The 21,163-nt window shown below is 71.1% G+C and carries 13 protein-coding genes; 10 read left to right on the top strand and 3 right to left on the bottom strand.

All coding sequences use genetic code 11. The features are described from left to right. Positions 1-2 precede the first annotated feature (2 nt). From mtrA to ACFVS9_RS33310, 6 genes are all read left to right on the top strand, one after another. Complete coding sequence (mtrA, locus tag ACFVS9_RS33335; RefSeq protein WP_187282414.1) at positions 3-692, top strand: two-component system response regulator MtrA; 690 nt, start codon at positions 3-5, stop codon at positions 690-692. 1 nt (position 693) lies between these two features. Further along, positions 694-2,703 (top strand): MtrAB system histidine kinase MtrB, encoded by a 2,010-nt coding sequence (mtrB, locus tag ACFVS9_RS33330; protein WP_389938596.1) that lies wholly within the window; start codon positions 694-696, stop codon positions 2,701-2,703. Continuing rightward, a complete protein-coding gene (locus ACFVS9_RS33325; RefSeq protein WP_389938593.1) occupies positions 2,693-4,558 on the top strand; it encodes an LpqB family beta-propeller domain-containing protein in 1,866 nt (621 codons plus the stop codon). Before mtrB ends, ACFVS9_RS33325 begins: the two co-directional genes overlap by 11 nt. A 419-nt stretch (positions 4,559-4,977) precedes the next feature. Continuing rightward, positions 4,978-5,718, top strand: a complete 741-nt coding sequence (locus tag ACFVS9_RS33320; RefSeq protein WP_389938617.1) for a ComF family protein — start codon at positions 4,978-4,980, stop codon at positions 5,716-5,718. A gap of 329 nt (positions 5,719-6,047) precedes the next feature. Next, positions 6,048-6,737: a ribosome hibernation-promoting factor, HPF/YfiA family gene (hpf, locus tag ACFVS9_RS33315; protein ID WP_383117760.1), complete on the top strand. Its 690-nt coding sequence runs from the start codon at positions 6,048-6,050 to the stop codon at positions 6,735-6,737. Between the two features lie 175 nt (positions 6,738-6,912). Further along, positions 6,913-7,665 carry a response regulator gene (locus ACFVS9_RS33310; RefSeq protein ID WP_383117759.1) on the top strand — a complete coding sequence of 251 codons (753 nt, stop codon included), beginning with the start codon at positions 6,913-6,915 and terminating at the stop codon, positions 7,663-7,665. Positions 7,666-7,714: 49 nt separating this feature from the next. Here the strand turns inward: ACFVS9_RS33310 and ACFVS9_RS33305 are convergent, their stop codons facing one another. Continuing rightward, positions 7,715-8,896 carry a winged helix-turn-helix domain-containing protein gene (locus ACFVS9_RS33305; RefSeq protein WP_389938588.1) on the bottom strand — a complete coding sequence of 394 codons (1,182 nt, stop codon included), beginning with the start codon at positions 8,894-8,896 and terminating at the stop codon, positions 7,715-7,717. A gap of 10 nt (positions 8,897-8,906) precedes the next feature. Next, positions 8,907-9,497: a GNAT family N-acetyltransferase gene (locus ACFVS9_RS33300; protein ID WP_389938585.1), complete on the bottom strand. Its 591-nt coding sequence runs from the start codon at positions 9,495-9,497 to the stop codon at positions 8,907-8,909. A gap of 240 nt (positions 9,498-9,737) precedes the next feature. Between ACFVS9_RS33300 and secA the strand changes: the two genes are divergently transcribed. Next, positions 9,738-12,563 carry a preprotein translocase subunit SecA gene (gene secA / locus ACFVS9_RS33295; RefSeq protein WP_383117756.1) on the top strand — a complete coding sequence of 942 codons (2,826 nt, stop codon included), beginning with the start codon at positions 9,738-9,740 and terminating at the stop codon, positions 12,561-12,563. 954 nt (positions 12,564-13,517) lie between these two features. On the opposite strand, the gene ACFVS9_RS33290 is transcribed toward secA, so the two are convergent. Next, entirely contained in the window at positions 13,518-13,937 is a 420-nt protein-coding gene (locus ACFVS9_RS33290) for an Rv3235 family protein (protein WP_383117755.1), read from the bottom strand. Between the two features lie 278 nt (positions 13,938-14,215). Between ACFVS9_RS33290 and ACFVS9_RS33285 the strand changes: the two genes are divergently transcribed. From ACFVS9_RS33285 to ACFVS9_RS33275, 3 genes are all read left to right on the top strand, one after another. Continuing rightward, positions 14,216-14,722 (top strand): DUF6912 family protein, encoded by a 507-nt coding sequence (locus ACFVS9_RS33285; RefSeq protein ID WP_383117754.1) that lies wholly within the window; start codon positions 14,216-14,218, stop codon positions 14,720-14,722. A gap of 104 nt (positions 14,723-14,826) precedes the next feature. Then, on the top strand, positions 14,827-15,498 hold the full coding sequence (locus ACFVS9_RS33280) for an HAD family hydrolase (protein WP_389938580.1): 672 nt from the start codon (positions 14,827-14,829) through the stop codon (positions 15,496-15,498). A gap of 563 nt (positions 15,499-16,061) precedes the next feature. Next, positions 16,062-21,098 carry an NAD-glutamate dehydrogenase gene (locus ACFVS9_RS33275; RefSeq protein ID WP_383117752.1) on the top strand — a complete coding sequence of 1,679 codons (5,037 nt, stop codon included), beginning with the start codon at positions 16,062-16,064 and terminating at the stop codon, positions 21,096-21,098. The last annotated feature ends 65 nt before the right edge of the window (positions 21,099-21,163 follow it).

Below are 21,163 nucleotides of genomic sequence, written 5' to 3'. Positions count from 1 at the left end.
GGATGATGTCGTTTATGAAGGGACGCGTCCTTGTCGTCGACGACGACACCGCACTGGCCGAGATGCTCGGCATCGTGCTGCGGGGAGAAGGTTTCGAGCCGTCGTTCGTAGCGGACGGCGACAAGGCACTGGCCGCATTTCGTGAGGCCAAGCCGGATCTGGTGCTGTTGGACCTCATGCTGCCCGGACGGGACGGCATCGAGGTCTGCCGGCTGATCAGGGCAGAGTCCGGTGTGCCGATCGTCATGCTCACTGCCAAGAGCGACACGGTGGATGTGGTGGTGGGCCTGGAGTCAGGGGCCGACGACTACATCGTCAAGCCGTTCAAACCGAAGGAGTTGGTGGCCCGGATCAGGGCGCGTTTGCGGAGGTCCGAAGAGCCCGCGCCGGAACAGCTGACGATCGGGGACCTGGTCATCGACGTGGCCGGTCACTCGGTGAAGCGGGAGGGGCAGTCCATCGCCCTCACCCCGCTCGAGTTCGATCTGCTGGTGGCCCTCGCGCGCAAGCCGTGGCAGGTCTTCACCCGTGAGGTGCTGCTCGAGCAGGTGTGGGGCTACCGCCACGCCGCCGACACCCGTCTGGTGAACGTGCACGTCCAGCGGCTCCGCTCGAAGGTGGAGAAGGACCCGGAGCGGCCGGAGATCGTCGTGACCGTCCGCGGGGTCGGTTACAAGGCCGGACCGAGCTGACATGACCCTGGGCAGCGCTGCTCCGCCACCCGGGGTGCCTGGCGCCCGTGCGGAGCGGGCTGCCGGTCAGGTGTGGAGCACTTCCCGTCTCGGCAGGGCCCTGGGCGGCCGGTTGCTCCGCGACCGGACGTCCGGCGGCCCGGTGCCGCGGCTGCTGATGCGGTGGATCAGCGGGCCGTTGCTGCCGGCTGTCCGCCTGTGGCGGCGCAATCTCCAGCTGCGCGTCGTGGCGGGGACGCTGCTGATGTCGATCGCCGTGGTGCTGCTCCTCGGCTTCGTCGTGATCGGGCAGGTCAAGAACGGCCTGCTCGACGCGAAGGGCAAGGCCGCGCAGACGCAGGCGGCCGGCGGGTTCGCGGCCGCCCAGGCGAACGCGAACGCGCCGCTGGTCCCGGGGGACCAGACCGAGGAGGGCGCCGACGGCATGACGGCCAACACCTCCTGGCGCACGGAGCTCGTCGACCAGCTCGCCAGCGGTGGTACGAACGCCTTCAACGTGGTGGCGCTCAGCCCCGACTCCGCGGGGCACGGCACGACCAGCCGCGCCCCGCGCGGCTCGGGCAGTGTCGAGGCGTCCAGCATCCCGCAGAGCCTGCGGGACGACGTCGGCAAGGGAGCGGGCGCGTTCCAGACGTATTCGCTGATCCGGTACTCCTACGGGAAGGACCCGGAGCCCGGGCTCGTGGTCGGCAAGAGGCTCTACGACGTCGACCACAATCCGTACGAGCTCTACTACCTCTTCCCGCTCACGCAGGAGGAGAAGTCGCTGACCCTGGTCACGACGACCCTGGCCACGGCCGGTCTGTTCGTGGTCGTGCTGCTCGGGGCCATCGCCTGGTTCGTGGTGCGCCAGGTGGTCACGCCCGTACGGATGGCGGCCGGGATCGCCGAGAGGCTGTCCGCGGGCCGGCTCCAGGAGCGGATGAAGGTCACCGGTGAGGACGACATCGCACGCCTCGGTGAGGCCTTCAACAAGATGGCGCAGAACCTCCAGCTGAAGATCCAGCAGCTGGAGGAGCTCTCCCGTATGCAGCGGCGCTTCGTCTCGGACGTCAGCCATGAGCTGCGCACCCCGCTGACGACGGTGCGGATGGCCGCCGACGTCATCCACGAGGCACGGGTCGACTTCGACCCGGTCACGGCCCGGTCGGCGGAGCTGCTGGGGGACCAGCTCGACCGGTTCGAGTCCCTCCTGTCCGACCTGCTGGAGATCAGCAGGTTCGATGCGGGGGCCGCGGCGCTGGAGGCCGAACCGATAGATCTGCGTACGGTCGTGCGCCGGGTCATCGGTGGGGCCGAGCCGCTGGCGGAGCGCAAGGGCACTCGGATCCTCGTGGTGGGGGACGAGCAGCCGGTGGTCGCCGAGGCCGACGCGCGCCGTGTGGAGCGTGTCCTGCGCAATCTCGTCGTCAACGCCGTCGAGCACGGTGAGGGCCGGGACGTCGTGGTGCGGATGGGGGTCGCGCAGGGAGCCGTGGCCGTGGCGGTCAGGGACTACGGCGTGGGGCTCAAGCCGGGTGAGGCGACCCGGGTGTTCAACCGGTTCTGGCGGGCGGATCCGGCGCGTGCGCGTACCACCGGCGGTACGGGGCTCGGGCTGTCGATCGCCGTCGAGGACGCCCGGCTGCACGGCGGCTGGCTCCAGGCCTGGGGTGAGCCCGGTGGAGGCTCCCAGTTCCGGCTGACGCTGCCGCGTACGGCGGACGAGCCGCTGCGCGGTTCGCCGATACCGCTGGAGCCGGAGGACTCCCGGCGTAACCGGGAGGACCGGGAGCGCGCGGAGGCGGCGGACGATCACCGGGCGCTGTCCGTGCCGAACCAGTCGGGTGCCTCGGGGCGTCCGCAGCTGGGGGTGGCGGCGGCGTCCCGTGCGCCGGCGTCGGTCCATCCGGCGGCGCTGCCGGGCAGTGGAGCGCGTGTGGTGTCGCGCCCGGCCGGGGACCGGCCTGGCGGGGGCACCGATCCAGAGACGCAGGATCCGGAGCAGGAGGACACGACACGTGGACACTGACCGCCGTCGGGGCGGCCACGGCCGGGCGCTGCGGTTGTCCGCGCTGCTCGGCTGCGGCGTCGTGGTGCTCGCCGGGTGCGGAGCGATGCCGGTGACCGGTGATGTGAAGGCGGTCGACGCCTCGCAGCCGGGGGACGCCCAGGTCCAGGTGTACGCCGTGCCGCCCAGGGAGGGTGCCGCTCCCATCGAGGTGGTCGACGGCTTCCTGGAGTCGATGACGAGTGACGACCCCGACTTCCGGACGACCCGGAAGTACCTGACCGCGGGAGCCGCCCGCACGTGGCAGCCGGGTGAGGGCACCACCGTGCTCGCGAAGGCCCCCAACCGCAACGGCCCCACGATCCACGACAAGGAGCGCAGGACCACCGAGACCACCTACACGCTGACCGGCGAGCAGGTGGCGGCAGTGGACGCGCAGAGCTCCTACCGGCCGCTGGCCCCGTCGGAGTACTCCCAGATGCTTCATCTGGTCCGCGAGAAGGGCGCGGACGGCAAGCAGGAGTGGCGGATCGACATCGTGCCGGACGGCCTGGTGCTCGGGCAGTCGGACTTCAAGCGCCTCTACCGGTCCGTGAACAAGTACTACTTCGCGGCCGGGCGGGCGGACGACAAGTCCGCGCTGGTCGCCGACCCCGTCTACGTGCGCAACCGCACGGACCCCGTCACGCGGATGGACACCGCCACACAGACGGTGCGGACGCTGCTGGAGGGCCCGTCGAACTGGCTCCGGCCGGTGGTGGACTCGCGCTTCCCCGCCGGTACGGCGCTGCGGGCGGGGGTCACCTCGCTGGCTCCGGACGACCAGAACGTGCTGAAGGTGCCGCTCAACAAGAAGGCGGACAAGGCGGGGCAGGGCGCCTGCCGGATGATGGCAGCCCAGGTGCTGTTCACGCTGCGGGACCTCACGTCCGCCCGGGTGGGGCAGGTGGAGCTCCAGGGGGAGCGCGGCCCGCTCTGCTCGCTCGGCGCCGACGAGGCCGAGGACTACGCCTCGGACCACGTCTCGGGCGGTACGGGCAGCCAGTACTTCGTCGACGAGGAAGGGCATGTGCGGCGCATCCCCGGCAGCAGCAAGGGCAGTGGTGATCCGGAGCCGGTGATCGGCCCGCTGGGCAGCGGGACGGTCGCCATGAGCGCCGTGGGCGTCGCCCGCGACGAACAGCAGGCCGCCGCGGTGTCGGCGAACCAGCAGGATCTCTACGTCTCCTCCCTGGTCCAGGACAGCGATCCGGCGGCCCCCGTGGTGACGAGCCGTGCGAAGAAGGCCACGGACCGGCTGTCGGCTCCGAGCTGGGACGGCGTGGGCGATCTGTGGGTCGCCGACCGTGATCCCTCGGATCCCAGGCTGCTCCGGCTGGTGGACGGCGCGGGGGAACCGCAGGAGGTCCTGGTGCCCGGCCTGGACGGCGGGCGGATCGAGTCGCTGAGGATGTCGGCCGACGGGGTCCGGATCGCCCTGCGCGTGTCGAAGGACGGGCACACGACGCTGAACATCGGCCGGGTGGAGCGTCATGGTTCGGGTGCTGCCGAGCGGGTCTCGGTGGAGGACCTGCGCCAGGCCGCACCCCAGCTGTCGGACGTGACGGCTGTCTCCTGGTCGGGCCGTAGCCGTCTCGTGGTGGTCGGCAAGGAGGAGGGCGGTGTGCGGCAGGTGCGCTACGTGCAGGCCGACGGTTCCACCTCGTCCTCCGGGGTGCTGCCGGGCGTGAACCAGGTGACGGCCGTCGCGGCCTCGGACGACGAACAGCTGCCGCTGATGGCGGACACCGAGGGTGACGGGATAGTCAAGCTGTCGCCGGGGGACAACTGGCAGACGGTCCTCAAGGAGGGCTCCTCGCTGGTCTACCCGGGCTGAGGCGGGAACCGGATCCCTGGGGGACCGGCCGGGGGCGGCGGGGGCCAGGCGGGAGTGCTGCCGTGGCCCCGGAGGGGCCGCCGGGCGGTCTGCTCCGTCCCGGGGCGGTCTGCTTCCCTCCCGGGGTGGTCCGCTCCGTCCCGGGGCGGTCTGCTTCCCTCCCGGGGTGGTCCGCACGATCCCGAGGTGGTCCGCTCCGTCCGCCCGGGGTGGTCCGCACGATCCCGAGGTGGTCCGCTCAGTCTGCCCGGGGTGGTCCGCTCCGTCCTCCGGGGTGGTCTGCTTCCGTCCGCCTGGGACGGTTCGCTTCCGTCCACGGACGGGCGGCCGTCTCCGGCCCCGGGCGGGGTCCCCGGGTTGTCCACAGGGGGTTGTCCACAGGGGTGGCCGGCCGTCCCCGTTCCCCGCACAGTGGGATGGTGCGGGGCTGGCGGCGGGAGATCGTGGGGCTGGTGCTGCCGGTGGCCTGCGGGGGCTGCGGCAGGCCGCGTACGGAGCTGTGCGAGGAGTGCGCCGCCGTGCTGGCGGCCGTCCCGCGCCGGGTGCGCCCGACACCCGAGCCGGCGGATCTTCCCGTGGTCCATGCCGTCGCGCCGTACGAGAACGCCGTACGCGCGATGCTGCTGGCCCACAAGGAGCGAGGGGCACTGGGGCTGGCAGGGGTGCTCGGTGCGGCGCTGGCGGCCGCCGTACGGGCCGGGGCGGGGCATGCGGGAGGGGAGGGACCCCTGCTGCTGGTTCCCGTTCCGTCGGCGCGGCGGGCGACGGCGCGGCGCGGGCACGATCCCGCGCGCAGGATCGCGGCCGCCGCCGCCGCCGAGCTGCGGCGCGGCGGTTCGCCGGCCCGTGTCCTCGCGGTGCTGCGGCAGCGCCGTGCGGTGGCCGACCAGGCGGGGCTGGGAGCCCGGGAGCGGCAGGCGAATCTGGCGGGCGCGCTCAGGGTGGCGGACGGAGCACGGGGGCTGCTGGACGGGGCCCGGGTCGTGCTGGTGGACGACCTGCTGACGACGGGGTCGTCCCTGGCGGAGGCGGCGCGCGCGGTCCGTGCCGTGAGCTGCGGAGGAGGCGGTGCGGCGGACGGCCGCCGGACGGTGGCGGCAGGGCTGCGGGCGGCGGTCGTCGCGGCCTCCCCGACCGCCTTCGACAGAAACAGGAACTGACGGATAACTCGCGTCGTTGCAGGTAGTGAGTGGGTAAAGGGCCTTGAGCGGAGGTACGCGTGAGTAGCGGGTGCCGACACGGTGGTGGGCAGGCTATGTTCGGTTGTGAGGAACGGTGAATTCCGCGCCTCGACGAATGCACCACCAGGTTTCGGGCAGGTAACCCACCGATAGGCCAGAAGGATGGAAATCGGTGGGGTGGAGACCCTCCCGACGGGGGAGGAGGAGGTGAAAGCCACCGAGTCCGCGGCTCCGGCGATCACCGGGGCCTGGTGCAAAAGGGAGATGCTCCGCCGCCGAAGCGGAGCGTTCCGGGAACGGAGTTCTGCGTGGACATCGTCGTCAAGGGCCGCAAGACCGAGGTGCCCGAGCGGTTCCGCAAGCACGTGGCCGAGAAGCTGAAGCTGGACAAGATCCAGAAGTTCGACGGCAAGGTGATCAGCCTCGACGTCGAGGTGTCCAAGGAGCCGAATCCCCGTCAGGCCGACCGTGCGGCACGGGTGGAGATCACGCTCCGCTCGCGTGGGCCGGTCATCCGGGCGGAAGCGGCGGCAGGCGACCCGTACGCAGCGCTGGACCTGGCCACCGACAAGCTGGATGCGAGGCTGCGCAAGGAGCACGACAAGCGCTACAGCAGGCGTGGCAGCGGACGGCTGTCGGCGTCCGAGGTGGTGGAGGTCGTGCCCGGTGCCGCCTCCTTCAACGGGGACGGTGAGCTCGTCCCGGAGGAGACCACGCCGTCCGTGCCGACCACCAGGATCGGTTCGCTGGAGGTCCAGGGCGAAGGCCCCCTCGTGGTGCGCGAGAAGACGCACGTCGCAGCGCCGATGACGCTCGACCAGGCGCTCTACGAGATGGAGTTGGTGGGACACGACTTCTATCTGTTCGTCGACTCCGAGACCAAGGAGCCCAGTGTCGTGTACCGGCGTCACGCCTACGACTACGGCGTCATCCATCTGAGGACCGACCCGCTGGCAGCCGACGAGGCGGGCGGCGCGGGCGGCGCCCTCGGAGGCTGAGACACCCGCCGGCCGCAGCCGGAACGCGGTGCCCCGGGAAGAGCTCCGTGGCCTCAGGGGCACCGCTTCGGCGGCCAGGCATGAAATCATGGGCGGCCCAGGCCAATCGGTGCGCTGCGCACCGCTGTTGGCGGACAGCCTGTGACCTCAGGCCGTGGCTTCAGGGGGAGGAACGATGGCGGACACCTTCGGGCCCGCGCGCGGGACGAACGACGCCGGCGGTGCCGGTGGTGCGGAATCCGTTGCGGACGGCGGCAGTTCCCGCAAGGAGCCCATCAGGGTTCTCGTGGTGGACGACCACGCGCTCTTCCGCAGAGGTCTGGAGATCGTCCTCGCGCAGGAGGAGGACATCCAGGTCGTCGGAGAGGCCGGGGACGGTGCGGAGGCGGTCGACAAGGCGGCGGACCTGCTGCCCGACATCGTGCTGATGGACGTGAGGATGCCCAAGCGCGGAGGCATCGAAGCGTGCACCTCCATCAAGGAGGTGGCCCCCAGCGCGAAGATCATCATGCTGACGATCAGTGACGAGGAGGCCGACCTCTACGAGGCGATCAAGGCGGGCGCCACCGGTTATCTGCTCAAGGAGATCTCGACCGACGAGGTGTCCACCGCCATTCGCGCGGTGGCCGACGGCCAGTCCCAGATCAGTCCGTCGATGGCCTCCAAACTGCTCACCGAGTTCAAGTCGATGATCCAGCGCACCGACGAGCGCCGGCTCGTTCCCGCTCCGCGTCTCACCGAACGGGAGCTCGAGGTCCTCAAGCTCGTGGCCACGGGCATGAACAACCGTGACATCGCCAAGGAATTGTTCATTTCCGAGAACACGGTGAAGAACCACGTCCGCAATATCCTGGAGAAGCTCCAGCTGCACTCCCGGATGGAAGCGGTGGTCTATGCCATGCGGGAGAAGATCCTGGAGATCAGGTAGTCCGGACGCGGTCCGTAGATCAGGTGGTCCGGACGCGGTCCGTCCGCCCCTACCCCTGTGCCAGGACGCGGGCGATCTCCGCCGTCAGCGGCTCGCGCAGCTCCGGCGCGTCGACGCGCTCCAGTCGCACATCCGTGCAGCCGACCCAGGACGCCGCCTCCACGAGGGCCTCGGCCATCTGCGGCACGGACCTGGCGCCGTCCAGGGACACCTGGCGGGCGACCAGCGTGGTCCCCTCCCGTGCCGGGTCGACCCGGCCGCGCAGCCTGCCGCCCGCCAGCAGCGGCATCGCGAAGTAGCCGTGGATCCGCTTGGGCCGGGGGACGTACGCCTCCAGGCGGTGGGTGAAGCCGAAGATCCGCTCGGTGCGGGCCCGTTCCCAGATCAGCGAGTCGAACGGTGACAGCAGCGTCGTGCGGTGCCGTCCGCGCGGCTCCGAGGCCAGTGCCTCGGGGTGTGCCCAGGCAGGTTTCGTCCAGCCTCCTACCGTCACCGGGACGAGCCCGGAGTCCGCGACGACGGCGTCGAACTGATCGGCCCTGAGCCGGTGGTAGTCGGCGATGTCCGCCCGGGTGCCGACGCCCAGCGACCGGCCCGCCAGCGCCACCAGCCGGCGCAGGCACTCCCTGTCGTCCAGGTCGTCGTGGAGCACGGCGTCCGGAATGGCGCGTTCGGCCAGGTCGTAGACCCGCTTCCAGCCGCGCCGCTCGGTGCAGACCACCTCGCCGTACATCAGGGCCCGCTCGACGGCGACCTTGGAGTCCGACCAGTCCCACCACTCGCCGCCGTTCTTCGCACCGCCCAGCTCGGTCGCGGTCAGCGGTCCCTCGGTGCGCAGCTGCTTGATCACCGTGTCGTACGCCCCGTCGGGCAGGTCGTGGTTCCACTGCGGGCGGGACCGGTAGGCGCGGCGGCGGAAGGCGAAGTGCGGCCACTCCTCGACCGGCAGGACGCAGGCCGCGTGCGACCAGTACTCGAACGAGCGGCCGCCCGACCAGTAGGCGTCGTCCACCGTGCGGCGGCCCAGGGCGCCGAGACGGGCGTAGGGCACGAGCTCGTGCGACCTGGCCAGGACGGAGATGGTGTCGAGCTGGACGGCCCCGAGGCGGCGCAGGACGCCGTGGACCCCCGCCCGGCGGTCCGGGGCGCCCAGGAGGCCCTGGGCGCGCAGCGCGATGCGGCGTGCCTGGTCGGCGGAGAGCTCCAGTACGGGCGGCGGGGCAGACGTCATGCGGGGAACCCTAGGGGGCGCCACTGACATCCGTGGCCGGGCGGTGGGGATACGTGCCCGTCAGCCCGAGATCGGCCGGGAGCAGCGCGCCGGTCCAGGTGTCGTGCCGTATCCCCTTGTTGAACAGCGCGGACCGCTGCTCACCCTCCATGCGGAAACCGGCACGCAGGGCGACCGCACGGGACGGGGTGTTGCCGATCTCCGCCCGCCACTCCAGGCGGTCCGCGGCGAGGGCGGCGAACGCCCAGCGGGCCGCCGCGAGCACCGCTTCCGTGGCGTAGCCGGAACCGCGGTGCTCCCTGGCCGTCCAGAAGCCCACCTCGTACGTGCCCGGCAGGCCGCAGCGGTTGACGCCGAGCGCCCCGACGAGCGGCCCGTCGTCCCGTCGCACCACCGCGAAGTTGTACATCGTGTCCTCCCGCCAGCCGGCGGGGGACAGCGTCCGCGTCCAGAGTTCGGCGTCGGCACGGGTGTACGGGGAGGGAATGACCGTCCAGCGCTGGATGTCGGGATCCTGGCAGGCCTGGTACACGGCGTCCGCGTCCTGCGGGCCGAAGGGGCGCAGGAGCAGGCGTTCGGTGGTCCGGGTGATCGGTTCCATACAGGGATTCTGGTGATCCTCCGTGCGGGATGCGAGCACTTTTGGGGCTTCCCGGCACCTTCCGCACCCTCCGGCCGTTGTCCTGGAAGGGTGCGGCGAGGGGAACGCGGCAGCAGCCCTCCCGGCGCGGCGGGGTCCTCGCTTACGATGGCCGTTGCGGTGGGGCCTACCTGCCGTGCCCGTGCCAGAGTCCATAACACGACCCAGTGCCAGGCCCGACCGGCAAGGAGACCAGCCTCAGTGTCCGTCTTCAACAAGCTCATGCGTGCAGGCGAAGGCAAGATCCTGCGCAAACTGCACCGCATCGCGGACCAGGTCAGCTCCATCGAAGAGGACTTCGTCAACCTCTCCGACGCCGAGCTGCGGGCGCTCACCGACGAGTACAAGGAACGGTACGCGGACGGCGAGAGCCTGGACGACCTGCTTCCCGAAGCGTTCGCGACGGTCCGTGAGGCCGCGAAGCGCGTCCTCGGACAGCGCCACTACGACGTCCAGATGATGGGCGGTGCCGCCCTGCACCTCGGCTACGTCGCCGAGATGAAGACCGGCGAGGGCAAGACCCTCGTCGGCACCCTGCCCGCGTATCTCAACGCGCTCTCCGGCAAGGGCGTGCACCTGATCACGGTCAACGACTACCTGGCCGAGCGCGACTCCGAGATGATGGGCCGGGTGCACAAGTTCCTCGGTCTCGAGGTCGGCTGCATCGTCGCCAACATGACTCCGGCCCAGCGCCGTGAGCAGTACGCCTGCGACATCACGTACGGCACGAACAACGAGTTCGGGTTCGACTACCTCCGCGACAACATGGCGTGGTCCCAGGACGAGCTCGTCCAGCGCGGCCACAACTTCGCCGTCGTCGACGAGGTCGACTCGATCCTCGTCGACGAGGCCCGTACCCCGCTGATCATCTCCGGCCCCGCCGACCAGGCCACGAAGTGGTACGGCGACTTCGCCAAGCTGGTCACGCGCCTCACCAGGGGCGAGGCGGGCAACCCGCTCAAGGGCATCGAGGAGACCGGCGACTACGAGGTCGACGAGAAGAAGCGGACCGTGGCCATCCATGAGCCCGGTGTCTCCAAGGTGGAGGACTGGCTCGGGATCGACAACCTCTACGAGTCGGTCAACACCCCGCTCGTCGGTTACCTGAACAACGCGATCAAGGCCAAGGAACTCTTCAAGAAGGACAAGGACTACGTCGTCATCGACGGCGAAGTCATGATCGTCGACGAGCACACCGGCCGTATCCTCGCCGGCCGCCGTTACAACGAGGGCATGCACCAGGCCATCGAGGCGAAGGAAGGGGTGGACATCAAGGACGAGAACCAGACGCTCGCCACGATCACCCTGCAGAACTTCTTCCGCCTCTACAGCAAGCTCTCCGGCATGACCGGTACGGCGATGACCGAGGCCGCCGAGTTCCACCAGATCTACAAGCTCGGTGTGGTGCCGATCCCGACGAACCGGCCCATGGTCCGCGCCGACCAGTCGGACCTGATCTACCGCACCGAGGTCGCGAAGTTCGCCGCGGTCGTCGACGACATCGCCGAGAAGCACGAGAAGGGGCAGCCGATCCTGGTCGGTACGACCTCCGTCGAGAAGTCCGAGTACCTCTCGCAGCAGCTCTCCAAGCGCGGTGTCCAGCACGAGGTCCTCAACGCCAAGCAGCACGACCGCGAGGCGACGATCGTCGCCCAGGCCGGCCGCAAGGGCGCCGTGACGGTCGCCACGAACATGGCCGGCCGAGGCACCGACATCAAGCTCGGCGGCAACCCGGACGACCTCGCCGAGGCGGAGCTGCGCCAGCGCGGTCTCGACCCCGTCGAGCACGTCGAGCAGTGGGCGGCGGCCCTGCCGGCGGCGCTGGAGAAGGCCGAGCAGGCCGTGAAGGCGGAGTTCGAGGAGGTCAAGGACCTCGGCGGGCTGTACGTGCTCGGCACGGAGCGGCACGAGTCGCGCCGTATCGACAACCAGCTGCGCGGCCGTTCCGGCCGTCAGGGCGACCCGGGCGAGTCCCGGTTCTACCTGTCGCTGGGCGACGACCTGATGCGGCTCTTCAAGGCGCAGATGGTCGAGCGCGTCATGTCGATGGCGAACGTTCCCGACGACGTCCCCATCGAGAACAAGATGGTGACCCGGGCGATCGCCTCCGCGCAGTCGCAGGTCGAGCAGCAGAACTTCGAGACGCGTAAGAACGTCCTGAAGTACGACGAGGTGCTCAACCGGCAGCGTGAGGTCATCTACGGCGAGCGCCGTCGCGTCCTGGAAGGGGAGGACCTGCAGGATCAGATCCGCCACTTCATGGACGACACGATCGACGACTACATCCGCCAGGAGACCGCCGAGGGCTTCGCCGAGGAGTGGGACCTGGACCGGCTGTGGGGCGCCTTCAAGCAGCTCTACCCGGTGAAGGTCACCGTCGAGGAGCTCGAGGAGGCCGCGGGCGACCTGGCCGGGGTGACCGCCGACTTCATCGCCGAGTCCGTCAAGGACGACATCCACGAGCAGTACGCCGAGCGTGAGAAGACGCTCGGCTCGGACATCATGCGCGAGCTGGAGCGGCGCGTGGTCCTGTCGGTCCTGGACCGCAAGTGGCGTGAGCACCTCTACGAGATGGACTACCTCCAGGAGGGCATCGGCCTGCGGGCCATGGCGCAGAAGGACCCGCTGGTCGAGTACCAGCGCGAGGGCTTCGACATGTTCAACGCCATGATGGAGGGCATCAAGGAGGAGTCCGTCGGCTACCTGTTCAACCTGGAGGTCCAGGTCGAGCAGCAGGTCGAGGAGGTCCCGGTGGAGGAGGGCGCGGAGCGCCCCTCGCTCGACAAGCAGGACGCGCCGGTGGCCGCCGCCGCGGGCGGGCGCCCGGAGATCCGGGCCAAGGGCCTGGACGCGCCGCAGCGCCCGGACCGGCTGCACTTCTCCGCCCCCACGGTGGACGGGGAGGGCGGCGTCGTCGAGGGGGACTTCTCCAACGGTGACGGCGCGCGGTCCGAGACGGACGGCATGACGCGTGCGGAGCGCCGCAAGGCGCAGAAGAGCACGGGCGGCCGCCGCCGCAAGAAGTAGCCCGCGGAGCCTCTGCGGGAATCAGCCTGGCCCGGACACCGAGCGGTGTCCGGGCCAGGCCGTTTCCCGGGCCCCTCCGGGGCCGCGGGCGCGGCGGCCGCCCCAACGGGCCACCGGCGGTGGGCGGGGCCCGCTGAGGCCGTTGTGCGGCTCCGGCGGGTGTTCCGCTCTCGACGGGCGGGGGTCTGCCCCTCTGCCCATCCGACCGGCTGCCCCGTCGTGGGGTCCGGCTCCACCGGGTCCGGCTCCACCGGGTCCGGCTCCACCGGGTTCGGCTCTTCCGGGTCCGGCCTCCACCGGTTCGGCTTCTCCGGGGGCGCCTCCGGTGGAGCCGGACCCGAGGACGTACACCCGCCGGGTCCGTCCTCCGACCTCCGGGGGTGCGTCCGGCATGGGGCCGCCGCCCCGGTTCTCGTCCGTGCGGTGTCACTCCGGCGAGGGGCGTTCCCGGTCGCCCGGGGGCCGGGTCCCCGGCAGGGCGGGCCGTCCGGGTCCGGGGCGGGACAGCCCGTTCCTGTCACGTCGTACGGCGACGGGTGCGGGACAGCCCGTTCCCGTGGCCGTACGACGGCGCTGTCCGGCAGGGGCTGCCCCCGGTCGCCCGCTTCCCGGCGGGTGTCGTCCTCCGACCGCCGTGGGGCGTCCACCGCAGGGCTGTCCCGGCTCTCGCGTCCGTACGGCGTCACCCCGGCAGGGGGCCGTGATTGCCTCGCCGGGCGCGAGGCCCCTGCCAGGGGGCCTGCTGAGGCCGGTGCTGTCCCGGTCCTCGTCGCCGTAGGGCGACATCCCCGTCGGCGCACGCGGTCAGGTCCCGGCGCGGGTGTCGGTGTACGCCGGGGGCGCCGTGGCCCCGGCGTGACGTCATCCGGCCGCCGGGCCGTCCCGGTCCCCGTCGGCGCAGGCGGTGACGTCCCGGCGTGGGTTGCGGGTGCACGCCGTGGCCCCGGCGTGACGTCATCCGGCTGTCGTGAGCCGTTCGCCGCCCAGGTCGATCGCGGCGCAGCGCCAGCGGAGGTCGGGCCCCTGTTCCAGGCGGAAGGCCATGGCGCGTACCCGTTCACCCGTGGCGATGCTGGCGAAGGCCTCGACCACGCCGGTGGCCGGCTGGACCCCGTGGCAGGTGCGTACGACCGGACGCCTGCCGCCCGCGCGGAGCGGGGCGTCGGGTGCGAGCTCGGCGAGCTGGTCGTAGGCCTCGCCGATCGTGTGGCCGAGCATCCAGTGCACCGGGCGCTGGCCGCTGAGCACGGCGAGCAGGCGCTCCGCGAACCACTGGTGCGGGCGTAGCGGCCGCCGGGGCCGTTGCGTCGGTACGGTGCCCGGCCTGCGGCTGTCGCGTCGGCCGGCCGGCCTCGTCCTGTTCTCCGTGTTCATGGTCGTAGCCCCCGTGGCTGGTGTCCGGTGCCCGGCTATACCGGGCGGTAACTTCTGTTGGGGACCTTCTACGGGGCCGGTCGTGGGCCCCGCAAGCGGCGGTGGGGGCCGGACGGGTGCGGGGCGGGATCACCTATCCGTGTGGCGGGCCCGGCACCGCAAGGCGGCGGTGGGGGTGACGGCCGTCGCGCGGTGGACGGCGGCGGGCCGATCGGCAACCCCGAAGGGGGACGTCACACGTATCCTGAGGGCGTCATCGACTACGAAAGCGGTCATCCATGCGTGTGTACGTCCCCCTGACCCTCTCCGGTCTCGCCGCGGCGCACGGGGCGGGTCAGGTCGGTCCGGGGCCGCTGACCGCCTATGCCGTGACGCCCGGTCTGCGCGAGTGGTACGTCTCCGACGACATCGAGGAGCTGGAGTACGCGGCGCTCAACCGGGCCGCCTCCGCCTCCCTGCGGCTGATCGCGGGCCGTCCGGAGGAGACCCGGCGCCGCGTCGTCGTCGCGCTCGACGTGCCGGACGGGGCGGCGGTCGCCGATCCGGACCACATCCTGGACGCCGCGTCGCTGGGCGAGGTGCGTATCGCGGACGCGGTCGCGCTGGCGAAGGCCGCCGCCGTGCACGTGGACGCCGACGACGCGGAGAAGGACGTCGCCGCGGCGGCGGCCGCTCTGGGCGCGGCGGACCTCGGTGACGACGACGCGCAGTTCACCGTGGACGGCGCGGAGGACCACGAGCTGCTGTGGTTCGGGATCCAGGAGATCCCCGGCCTGATCGCCTGATCGCCTGATCGCCTGATCGTCTGAGGGCCCTGATCGCCCGAGCCCCTGGCCCGCCGGGTGCCGGTGGCCGGGTGGCTGTCGTAGGGGGCGAGTATTTTCTAGGCATGGCGACAACGGGGAAGCACCGCACCCATCTGGTCTGGGACTGGAACGGCACACTGCTCGACGACATCCACGCGGTGCTCGGGGCGACGAACGCGGCCTTCGCGGAGGTCGACCTGGCCCCGCTCACCCTGGAGCAGTACCGCGAGACGTACTGCGTGCCGATACCCAGGTTCTACGAGCGGCTCATGGGCAGGCTCCCCACCCAGGCGGAGTGGGAGCGCATGGACGGCCTCTTCGACCGCCACTACACCGAGCAGCGGGCGGCCTGCGGGCTGACCGAGGGGGTCGAGGAGCTGCTGGCCCGGTGGGTGCGCGGCGGCCGGAGCCAGTCGCTGCTGAGCATGTACGGCCACGAGCACCTGGTCCCGGTGGTGCGGGGATACGGCATCGAACGTCACTTCGTGCGTGTGGACGGCCGTACCGGCCCCTCCGGCGGCAGCAAGGCGGAGCACATGCGGCGCCACTTCGAGGTGCTGGGGGACATAGCCCCCGAGTCCGCGGTGGTCATCGGTGACGCGGTCGACGACGCCGTGGCCGCGGCCCACGTGGGCGCGCGCGCCGTGCTCTACACCGGCGGATCGCACAGCCGCGGGAGTCTGGAGGCCGCGGGCGTGCCCGTGGTGGACACCCTGGCCGAGGCCGTCACGCTGGCCGAGCTGATGGCGGACTGAGACACGCCGGGCGGCGGGCCGCAAGACTGCGACCGGCCAGTCCGCCGGGGGCCCGGCGGCCACCGGACGGGCGGTACCCGTACGCCCGGCACCCGGTCGGCCCACCGGGTCCGCACAGCCGTGACCGGCCGGGACCGTGGCCGCGTCGGGCGTTGCGGCAGTCGTGGCCCCGCCGCCCGCGGCGCGCTGAGCGCATCTGTCCGCGTGTGTGTCCTTACGCGCAGAAACGATCCGGTGCGATGTCCAGAGTGTCAAAGTTCGAGGGCTTCTTTTGTACATATGCGGCTCATGACGGTTGTGGGTGCGGGAGGGATAGCCTGGTGCCGTGATCAGCGCGATATGCCTCGGGGGCAGCGAAGCCCCCGGCCTGCGCCCGGAGTGCCACAGCACCCGGGCGATGCGTGATCTCCGCGTCCCGGGCCGTCTGCCGAAAATGGCCGATACGGTCCTGGGCACCTCCCCAGGCGGCATAGCGTCGAACCAGACCGGAAACCCCGCGTCGTGGCGGTACGTCGTCTTTCTCACCTACGTCACGCAACGGCGCGCGACAGGAGCCAGAGGACATGCAGACCAAGCTGGACGAAGCCAAGGCCGAGCTGCTCGCACGGGCGGCCCGGGTAGCTGACAACAGTCCGGGCGGTGGTGTCGGTGGCCCGGAGGGCGGCCTCCGGGTGCACCTTGCCGACGGGGCCGGTACCGAAGCGGAGGACGGCGCCGAGGCCGGCCAGGACGGCCGGCCGGGCCGAGACACGCTGCTCGCCTATCTCCAGCGCTACTACCTGCACACCGCTCCGGAGGACATCAGCGACCGCGACCCGGTCGACGTCTTCGGCGCCGCGTCCTCGCACTACCGTCTCGCCGAGAACCGCCCCCAGGGCACCGCGAACGTCCGGGTGCACACCCCGACCGTCGACGAGAACGGCTGGACGAGCAGCCACTCCGTCGTCGAGGTCGTCACCGACGACATGCCGTTCCTGGTCGACTCGGTCACCAACGAGCTGTCCCGGCAGGGCCGCGGCATCCACCTGGTGATCCACCCGCAGGTCGTCGTCCGCCGTGACGTCGCCGGCAAGCTCATCGAGGTGCTCGCCGACGACCGGGCCAGGAACGGCGGAACGAAGCGGACCGGCGGACGCAAGGCCGTCAAGGACGCGCTGCCGCACGACGCGCTCGTCGAGTCCTGGATCCACGTCGAGATCGACCGGGAGACCGACCGCGCGGACCTGAAGCAGATCACCGCCGATCTGCTCCGTGTCCTGTCCGACGTACGGGAGACCGTCGAGGACTGGGACAAGATGCGCGACACCGCCCTGCGGATCGCCGACGACCTCCCCTCCGAGCCGCTCGACGACCTGGCCGACGAGGAGGTCGAGGAGGCCCGTGAGCTGCTCCGCTGGCTGGCCGCGGACCACTTCACCTTCCTCGGGTTCCGCGAGTACGAGCTCCGTGACTCCGACGCGCTGACCGCCGTCCCCGGCTCCGGTCTCGGCATCCTGCGCTCCGACCCGCAGCACAGCGAGGACGAGGCCCACCCGGTGAGCCCGTCCTTCGACCGGCTGCCCGCGGACGCCCGCGCCAAGGCCCGGGAGCACAAGCTCCTGGTCCTGACGAAGGCGAACAGCAGGGCGACCGTGCACCGCCCCAGCTACCTGGACTACGTCGGGGTGAAGAAGTTCGACGCCGACGGCAACGTCGTCGGTGAGCGCCGCTTCCTCGGCCTGTTCTCCTCGGCGGCGTACACCGAGTCCGTGCGCCGGGTGCCCGTGGTGCGCCGCAAGGTCGCCGAGGTGCTGGAGGGCGCGGGCTTCACGCCCAACAGCCACGACGGCCGCGACCTGCTCCAGATCCTGGAGACGTACCCGCGCGACGAGCTCTTCCAGACGCCCGTCGACCAGCTGCGCTCCATCGTGACCTCGGTGCTCTACCTCCAGGAGCGCCGGCGCCTGCGGCTCTACCTGCGCCAGGACGAGTACGGGCGCTACTACTCCGCCCTCGTCTACCTGCCGCGCGACCGCTACACCACCGGTGTGCGGCTCCGCCTGATCGACATCCTCAAGGAGGAACTGAGCGGCATCAGCGTCGACTTCACCGCCTGGAACACGGAGTCGATCCTCTCCCGCCTGCACTTCGTCGTCCGGGTCGCGCCGGGCACCGAGCTCCCGCACCTCACCGACGCCGACGCGGACCGCATCGAGGCGCGCCTGGTCGAGGCCGCCCGCTCCTGGGCCGACGGCTTCCAGGAGGCGCTGAACGCCGAGTGCGGCGAGGAGCGCGCCGCCGAGCTGCTGCGCCGGTACGGCCAGTCCTTCCCCGAGGGGTACAAGGCCGACCACTCGCCGCGCGCCGCGGTCGCCGACCTGGTCCACCTCGAAGAGCTCAAGAGCGAGCACAAGGACTTCGCCCTCAGCCTCTACGAGCCGGTCGGCGCCGGCCCCGCCGAGCGCCGTTTCAAGATCTACCGGACCGGCGAGCAGGTCTCGCTCTCCGCCGTCCTGCCCGCGCTCCAGCGGCTCGGCGTGGAGGTCGTCGACGAGCGCCCCTACGAGCTGCGCTGCGCCGACCGCACGCACGCCTGGATCTACGACTTCGGGCTGCGCCTGCCGAAGAAGTCCGCGGGCAGCGGTGACCACCTCGCCGACGACGCCCGCAGCCGCTTCCAGGAGGCGTTCGCGGCCATCTGGACCGGCGAGGCCGAGAACGACGGCTTCAACAGCCTGGTCCTGGGCGCGGGCCTCGACTGGCGTCAGGCCATGGTGCTGCGCGCCTACGCGAAGTACCTGCGCCAGGCCGGTTCGACCTTCAGCCAGGACTACATGGAGGACACCCTCCGCAACAACGTCCACACCACCCGGCTGCTGGTCTCCCTCTTCGAGGCCCGGATGTCCCCGACCCGGCAGAAGGCCGGCACGGAGCTGACGGACGGGCTGCTGGAGGAGCTGGACGGGGCGCTCGACCAGGTCGCCTCGCTGGACGAGGACCGGATCCTGCGGTCCTTCCTCACCGTCATCAAGGCCACGCTGCGGACCAACTACTTCCAGCTGGCCGACGACCACGAGCCGCACGGCTACGTGTCGATGAAGTTCGACCCGCAGGCCATCCCGGACCTCCCCGCGCCCCGCCCGGCGTACGAGATCTGGGTCTACTCGCCGCGGGTCGAGGGCGTCCACCTGCGCTTCGGCAAGGTCGCCCGCGGCGGACTGCGCTGGTCGGACCGGCGGGAGGACTTCCGTACGGAGATCCTCGGCCTGGTCAAGGCGCAGATGGTCAAGAACACCGTGATCGTGCCCGTGGGCGCCAAGGGCGGGTTCGTCGCCAAGCAGCTGCCGGACCCGGCGGTGGACCGCGACGCCTGGCTCGCCGAGGGCATCGCCTGCTACAAGATCTTCATCTCGGCACTCCTCGACATCACCGACAACATGGTGACGGGGGAGGTCGTCCACCCGCCGGAGGTCGTCCGCCACGACGAGGACGACACCTACCTCGTCGTCGCCGCCGACAAGGGGACGGCGAGCTTCTCCGACATCGCCAACGACGTCGCCGTCGCCTACGGGTTCTGGCTCGGTGACGCCTTCGCCTCCGGCGGCTCGGCCGGCTACGACCACAAGGGCATGGGCATCACCGCCCGCGGCGCCTGGGAGTCCGTGAAGCGGCACTTCCGCGAGCTGGGCCACGACACCCAGACCGAGGACTTCACGGTCGTCGGCGTCGGGGACATGTCCGGTGACGTCTTCGGCAACGGGATGCTGCTCTCCGAGCACATTCGGCTGGTCGCGGCCTTCGACCACCGGCACATCTTCATCGACCCGACCCCGGACGCGGCGACCTCGTACGCCGAGCGGCGCCGGCTGTTCGACCTGCCGCGCAGCTCCTGGGCGGACTACGACAAGGAACTGCTGTCCGCGGGCGGCGGCATCCACCCGCGGTCGGCGAAGTCGATCCCGGTCAACGCGCAGATCCGCGCGGCGCTCGGCATCGACTCCAAGGTCACGAAGATGACCCCCGCCGAGCTGATGCAGAACATCCTCAAGGCGTCGGTCGACCTCGTGTGGAACGGCGGCATCGGCACGTACATCAAGTCGACGGCCGAGTCGAACGCCGACGTCGGCGACAAGGCCAACGACTCGATCCGGGTCAACGGCGCGGACCTGCGGGCCCGTGTCGTCGGTGAGGGCGGCAACCTCGGGGCCACCCAGCTCGGCCGCATCGAGTTCGCCCGCTCCGGCGGCCGGATCAACACCGACGCGATCGACAACAGCGCCGGCGTGGACACCTCCGACCACGAGGTGAACATCAAGATCCTGCTCAACGGTCTGGTCCGCGAGGGCGACATGACCGTGAAGCAGCGCAACAAGGTGCTCGCGGAGATGACCGACGAGGTCGGACAGCTCGTGCTGCGCAACAACTACGCGCAGAACGTCGCGCTCGCCAACGCCTGCGCCCAGGCGCCGTCCCTCCTCCACGCCCACCAGCGCTTCATGCGCAGGCTCGGCCGTGACGGGCACCTGGACCGTGCCCTGGAGTTCCTGCCGAACGACCGTCAGATCCGTGAACTGCTCAACCACGGCAAGGGCCTCAGCCAGCCGGAACTGGCCGTGCTCCTCGCCTACACCAAGATCACGGCGGCCGAGGAGCTGATCTCCACCAGCCTCCCGGACGACGCGCATCTGCAGGGCCTGGTGCACGCGTACTTCCCGAAGCAGCTGAGCGAGCGCTTCCCCGACGCGGTCGACGGCCACGCGCTGCGCCGCGAGATCATCACGACGGTGCTGGTCAACGACACGGTGAACACCGGTGGTTCGACGTTCCTGCACCGCCTGCGCGAGGAGACGGGGGCCTCGCTGGAGGAGATCGTGCGGGCGCAGTTCGCCGCCCGTGAGATCTTCGGGCTGTCCGCCGTGTGGGACGCCGTGGAGGCGCTCGACAACACGGTGGGCGCCGAGGTGCAGACCCGGATCCGGCTGCACTCGCGCCGGCTCGTCGAGCGCGGTTCGCGCTGGCTGCTCGGCAACCGGCCCCAGCCGGTGGAGATCGCCGAGACCATCGGGTTCTTCCGCGAGGGCGTCGAGCGGGTCTGGAACGACCTGCCGAAGCTGCTCAGGGGTGCCGACATCGAGTGGCACCGGTCGATCCTCGACGAGCTCACCTCGGTGGGCGTCCCCGAGGAACTGGCGGTCCGGGTGGCCGGGTTCTCCTCGGCCTTCCCGGCGCTGGACATCGTGGCCATCGCGGACCGTACGGACAAGGACCCGCTGGACGTCGCCGAGGTGTACTACGACCTCGCCGACCGGCTGGGGATCTCCCAGCTGATGGACCGGATCATCGAGCTGCCGCGGGCCGACCGCTGGCAGTCCATGGCCCGCGCCTCCATCCGTGAGGACCTGTACGCCGCGCACGCCGCGCTCACCTCGGACGTGCTGTCCGTCGGCAACGGGTCGTCCTCGCCCGAGCAGCGGTTCGACGCCTGGGAGGAGAAGAACGCGGCGATCCTGGCGCGGTCACGCGCCACGCTGGAGGAGATCCGCGGTTCGGAGTCCTTCGACCTGGCGAACCTGTCGGTCGCCATGCGGACGATGCGCACCCTGCTGCGCACCCACGCCTGACCCGGCGCGGCCCGCCGGGCCGCGACACGAGGACGTCCGCCGGACGGGCCCCGACGGGCCCGTCC

Source organism: Streptomyces sp. NPDC058008 (assembly GCF_042886395.1).
Classification (GTDB): Bacteria; Actinomycetota; Actinomycetes; order Streptomycetales; family Streptomycetaceae; genus Streptomyces.
The sequence above is the reverse complement of the archived record's forward strand: the minus strand, read 5'-3'. Positions and strand labels throughout refer to the sequence as shown.

Excerpts from the sequence above, each read along its gene's own strand:
- ACFVS9_RS33285 (WP_383117754.1), top strand. The coding sequence starts at position 14,216 with ATGCGTGTGTACGTCCCCCTGACCCTCTCCGGTCTCGCCGCGGCGCAC.
- mtrA (WP_187282414.1), top strand. The coding sequence starts at position 3 with ATGATGTCGTTTATGAAGGGACGCGTCCTTGTCGTCGACGACGACACC.
- ACFVS9_RS33290 (WP_383117755.1), bottom strand. The coding sequence starts at position 13,937 with ATGAACACGGAGAACAGGACGAGGCCGGCCGGCCGACGCGACAGCCGC.
- ACFVS9_RS33310 (WP_383117759.1), top strand. The coding sequence starts at position 6,913 with ATGGCGGACACCTTCGGGCCCGCGCGCGGGACGAACGACGCCGGCGGT.
- mtrB (WP_389938596.1), top strand. The coding sequence starts at position 694 with ATGACCCTGGGCAGCGCTGCTCCGCCACCCGGGGTGCCTGGCGCCCGT.
- ACFVS9_RS33275 (WP_383117752.1), top strand. The coding sequence starts at position 16,062 with ATGCAGACCAAGCTGGACGAAGCCAAGGCCGAGCTGCTCGCACGGGCG.
- ACFVS9_RS33305 (WP_389938588.1), bottom strand. The coding sequence starts at position 8,896 with ATGACGTCTGCCCCGCCGCCCGTACTGGAGCTCTCCGCCGACCAGGCA.
- ACFVS9_RS33280 (WP_389938580.1), top strand. The coding sequence starts at position 14,827 with ATGGCGACAACGGGGAAGCACCGCACCCATCTGGTCTGGGACTGGAAC.
- ACFVS9_RS33300 (WP_389938585.1), bottom strand. The coding sequence starts at position 9,497 with ATGGAACCGATCACCCGGACCACCGAACGCCTGCTCCTGCGCCCCTTC.